This is a genomic window from Glycomyces dulcitolivorans (assembly GCF_003265355.1).
Taxonomy (GTDB): Bacteria; Actinomycetota; Actinomycetes; order Mycobacteriales; family Micromonosporaceae; genus Glycomyces; species Glycomyces dulcitolivorans.
The window spans coordinates 1-3,995 of record NZ_QFRW01000164.1; the positions used below are offsets into that span (position 1 = coordinate 1).

The window sequence follows — 3,995 nt, forward strand, 5'->3', positions numbered from 1 at the left end:
ACACGCGGACGGTGCGGCGCGCCGCGGCCGCCGCGCTCGCGCACTCGCGGACCGCGCCGCGGGCCGCCGAGGAGCGCTATGACGTCGTCATCGCCTCGAACTTCAACCTGCCGGGCGGCACGACCTCGTCGAACCTGAACGAGATCGCCATGCTCAAGGCCGCGGGCCTGCGCGTGGGCCTGGTCCACAACCCGCTGTTCGAGATGCACCCGGGGCGGCCGCTGAACGGGAAGGTCCTCGACGCCGTGGACGGCGACCGGGTCCGGATCGTCGGCGACCGCGCGAAGGTCGCGTGCGACCTGCTGCTCATGCGGTTCCCGCCGTTCGCCTCGCAGCTGCGCGACGACCTGCCCGAGATCGTCGCGGGCCAGCGGATGCTCGTGGTCAACCAGGCGCCGATGACGTACTACGAAGGCGGCGTGGGCCGCAAGCGCGTGTGGGACGTCGACCGCGTGCACCGCAAGCTCACCGACTGGATCGGCGAGCACCGGTGGGTGACGGTGGGGCCGCTCGTGCACCAGGCGCTGCTGGACCACCACGCCGACGAGCTCGAAGGCGTGGACCTGGCCGCGGACTTCTGGTACCCGTCGATCGACTTGAAGGCCACCGCGGTCCGCGGCGACCACCCCGTCGGGGACGTCGTCAGGATCGGGCGGCACTCGCGCGACCACCTGTCGAAGTGGCCCGAGCTCGCGACGCAGCTGCGGGCCGCCTACCCGGCGGGGCCCGGGTTCGAGATCCGCGCGCTCGGCGGCGTCGAGGTGCCGCGGCGGACGCTGGGCAGGCTGCCGTCGAACTGGACGGGCTACGAGTTCGACGAGGTTGCGGTCGGGGAGTTCCTGCAAGGGCTCGACGTGTACGTGTACTACACGTGCTCGTCGTGGCTGGAGGCGTTCGGGCGGGCGCCGGTCGAGGCGATGGCCGCGGGCGTCCCGGTGGTCCTGCCGCCGGTGTTCAAGCCCGCGTTCGGGTCCGGGGCGCTGTACGCCGAGCCGGCCGACGTGGCCGCGCTCGTCACCGAGCTGACCGGGGACCACGACCGGTACCTGGAGCAGCGCGAGGCGGGCTTCGCGACGACCAGGCGGCTGTTCAGCCACGAGGCCCACGCCGAGCGCTTCCGCGCGCTCGGCCTGGAGCTCTAAGGGTCCTACGCGGCGGCGGTGAAGTCCTCGGGGAACGGGAACGTCGAGGTCATCTCGCCGCACGCGGCGTCGACCTGGGCGTAGTGCGCGTCCCACGAGCACGTGATGTTGATGAGGTACTGGCCGGCGAACACGAAGTGGTCCTGCCACTTGACCTCGATGCCGTCCACGACGACCTCGCCGTAGCGGTAGATGCCGTCCTCGCGGTGGACGATCGTCGGGTAGTAGTTGTCCAGCGAGATGAGCTGGTTCAGCTTCCCGAAGTAGTCGGTGACCTGGTTGGCCTGGGCGTCGTAGGAGGACGTGTCGGCGCCCTCGCTGAGCAGGTACGAGGTGACCTGGATGCGGTCGAAGCCGCCTTCGGCGCCGGCGACGTAGAACGTGTACGTCAGGTGGTCGTTCGCGAAGAGGACGTCGCGGTCGGCGCCCGAGCCGTCGAGGGTGAACCCGGCCGGGGCCGTCAGCGTCAGCTCCACCGGCGCGGTCGGGGCCGCGGGCGCGGTCGACTCGTCGGTGCCGGTGTCGTCGCCGGTGCCCGGGTCGTCCCCGGTGGTGCAGCCTGCGGCGAACAGCAGCACGAGTGCGGCGAGTGCGGTCAGCCTGCGCATGGGGCGTTCCTCTCAAGGGGGCTGGGCTCCCGACGGGGAAGGGATCGATACACACTGTACCAAGCGCGGTCCAGGGCCGAGGCCCGCGAGCAGGGCATCGATGCGTCTGCGCCACAGCTCACAGCGCCGGAAGCCGCTCCTCCAACAGCTGCGTGAGCGACCGCGCGTACGGGGTGCTCATGTGGTGGGAGTCGCGGTACACGAGCGTGTTGCCGGTGATGACCGGGCAGGCGCCGGCGTAGCAGAACCAGCCGATCGTCTCCACCACGGTGGCTCCGGCCTCCTGCTGCGCGGTCATGGCGGCCTCGCGGTTGCCCGAGTCGTCGACGGCCTCGGAGCGCTGCATGACGCACTGCTCGACCTCGTCCTGGTGCAGCGCCACGCATTCGGGGATGGGCTCGCCGCTGGGGCTGCGGGGCGTGTCGGTGAGGACGACGGTCTGCCCGGCCGAGGCGGTGACGCGCGCGAGCGTGTCGGTCCAGCCCTGCGCCCAGCGCTCGGGGCTGCCGTCCTCCCACTCGACCAGCGGCGGCGTGTCCTCGCCGCTGAGGATCACCATGGCGGGCTTGACCTCGTCGATCTCGGCGAGGACGTTGTCGCGCCACTCCTGGCAGCTGGTGTACTCGCCGCCGACGTCGCCGTTGTAGACCGTCACCGTCGCGGGCGTGCACGCGCTCTTGGTGCGCGTGACGAGCTTCCAGCCCTGCTCGCGCGCGATCGGCTCCAGGGCCGGGAACCACTGGGCCGCATGGGAGTCGCCCACGAGCATGACGGTGGTCGCGCTGGACGCGTCGCCGAACATGCAGTCGGCGGGGAGCTCCTCGGTCCACGCGTCGAGGTGGCAGCCGTTCCCGTAGATCTCCGGCTCGTCGGTGGTCACCGAGGTCAGGGACGGTTCGAGGTCGGCGGGCACCGAGGTGACCGCCAGGCCCTCCTGGAGCCGCAGCTCGATCTCGGAGACGTCCTGGACCTCCTCGACCGCTTCGAGGTCGACCTGGTCCTCCTCCGGCGGGACCTTCCCGAAGCCGACCGTGAGCACCAGGACCATCGCGATCCCCAGCAGCGAGCAGGCGACGCCGGTGACCAGGCCCCACATGTTGCTCGTCTTCAGCGGCCGGACGTTGCGGATCGGCTCCTCGATGTACAGGTAGGACAGCTGCGCGACCGCGATCGTGGCGAGCAGCAGGACCGTGTTCAGCCCGACGGTGGGCTCGGCGTCGACCGCGAGCGGGATCAGGATGAGGATCGGCCAGTGCCACAGGTAGAGGCTGTAGGAGATCTTCCCGACGTACTGGAACGGGCCGGTCGCCAGCAGCGAGCTGGACGGGTTCTTCGCGCCCGAGCCGGCGGCGATCACGGCCGCGGTGCCGAGGACCGGCAGGAGCGCGGTGTACCCCGGGAACGGCGTCGAGTCGTCGTAGAAGACCCCGGCGGCGAGGATCGCGGCGAGCCCGGCGAGGCCGAGGACCCACGCGAGGACCTTCGGGATGCGCTTGAGCGTCGGCAGCATGAGCGCCAGCAGCGCGCCCGCGGCCAGCTCCCAGATGCGCGTGTGGGCCGCGTAGTACGCGGTCGGCTGCGACACCTGGGTGGTGAGCACCGACAGGACCAGGCTGAGCGCGAAGATCCCCGCGCACGCGGCGAGCGCGGCGCTCACGAGCTTGCGGGGGCTGCGCTTGGCGAGCAGCAGCAGGCCGATGAGCAGCAGCGGCCACACGACGTAGAACTGCTCCTCGACCGCCAGGGACCAGTACTGCTGGAACGGCGAGGGCATCTGGTCGGCGTTGAGGTACTCGGTCTCGGTGGCGACGAACCGGTAGTTCACGGCGTAGACGATGACGGTGAACGCGTCCTGCATGACCGCTTCGAGGCGGGTCACGGGGAACCACAGCCACGCGCCGATCACCGTCGCGATCGTGACGGCGCTGGCGGCGGGGAGGATGCGGCGGGCGCGGCGGGCGTAGAACCCGGCGATCGAGATCTTCCCGGTGTCGAAGACCTCCTTGACGAGCAGGGAGGTGATGAGGAACCCGGAGACGACGAAGAACACGTCGACGCCGACGTACCCGCCTGCGGCGAACGAGAACCCGACGTGGGACAGGAGCACGAGGGCGACCGCGATGGCGCGCAGGCCCTGGATGTCGGGCCGGAACCCGACGCCCTCCCAGCGCTGCGGCGGCCGCACCGGGGCCGGGGCGGGCCGCGGGTGGGCGCCGGTGGTGCGCATCGGCCCACCGGGCGCGAC

3 protein-coding genes are annotated in these 3,995 nt (G+C 71.3%); 1 reads left to right on the forward strand and 2 read right to left on the reverse strand.

The genetic code is table 11. The features are described 5' to 3' along the window. A partial coding sequence (locus tag DI269_RS13495; RefSeq protein WP_112136684.1) for a glycosyltransferase occupies positions 1-1,142 on the forward strand: 1,142 nt, incomplete at its 5' end. 5 nt (positions 1,143-1,147) lie between these two features. On the opposite strand, the gene DI269_RS13500 is transcribed toward DI269_RS13495, so the two are convergent. Both DI269_RS13500 and DI269_RS13505 read right to left on the reverse strand, forming a co-directional pair. Then, positions 1,148-1,750 carry a hypothetical protein gene (locus DI269_RS13500; protein ID WP_112136686.1) on the reverse strand — a complete coding sequence of 201 codons (603 nt, stop codon included), beginning with the start codon at positions 1,748-1,750 and terminating at the stop codon, positions 1,148-1,150. 118 nt (positions 1,751-1,868) lie between these two features. Next, a partial coding sequence (locus DI269_RS13505) for an acyltransferase family protein (protein ID WP_232822739.1) occupies positions 1,869-3,995 on the reverse strand: 2,127 nt, incomplete at its 5' end.

Bases quoted from the DNA above. Each gene is read 5' to 3' on its own strand.
- DI269_RS13500 (WP_112136686.1), bottom strand. From the start codon at position 1,750: ATGCGCAGGCTGACCGCACTCGCCGCACTCGTGCTGCTGTTCGCCGCA.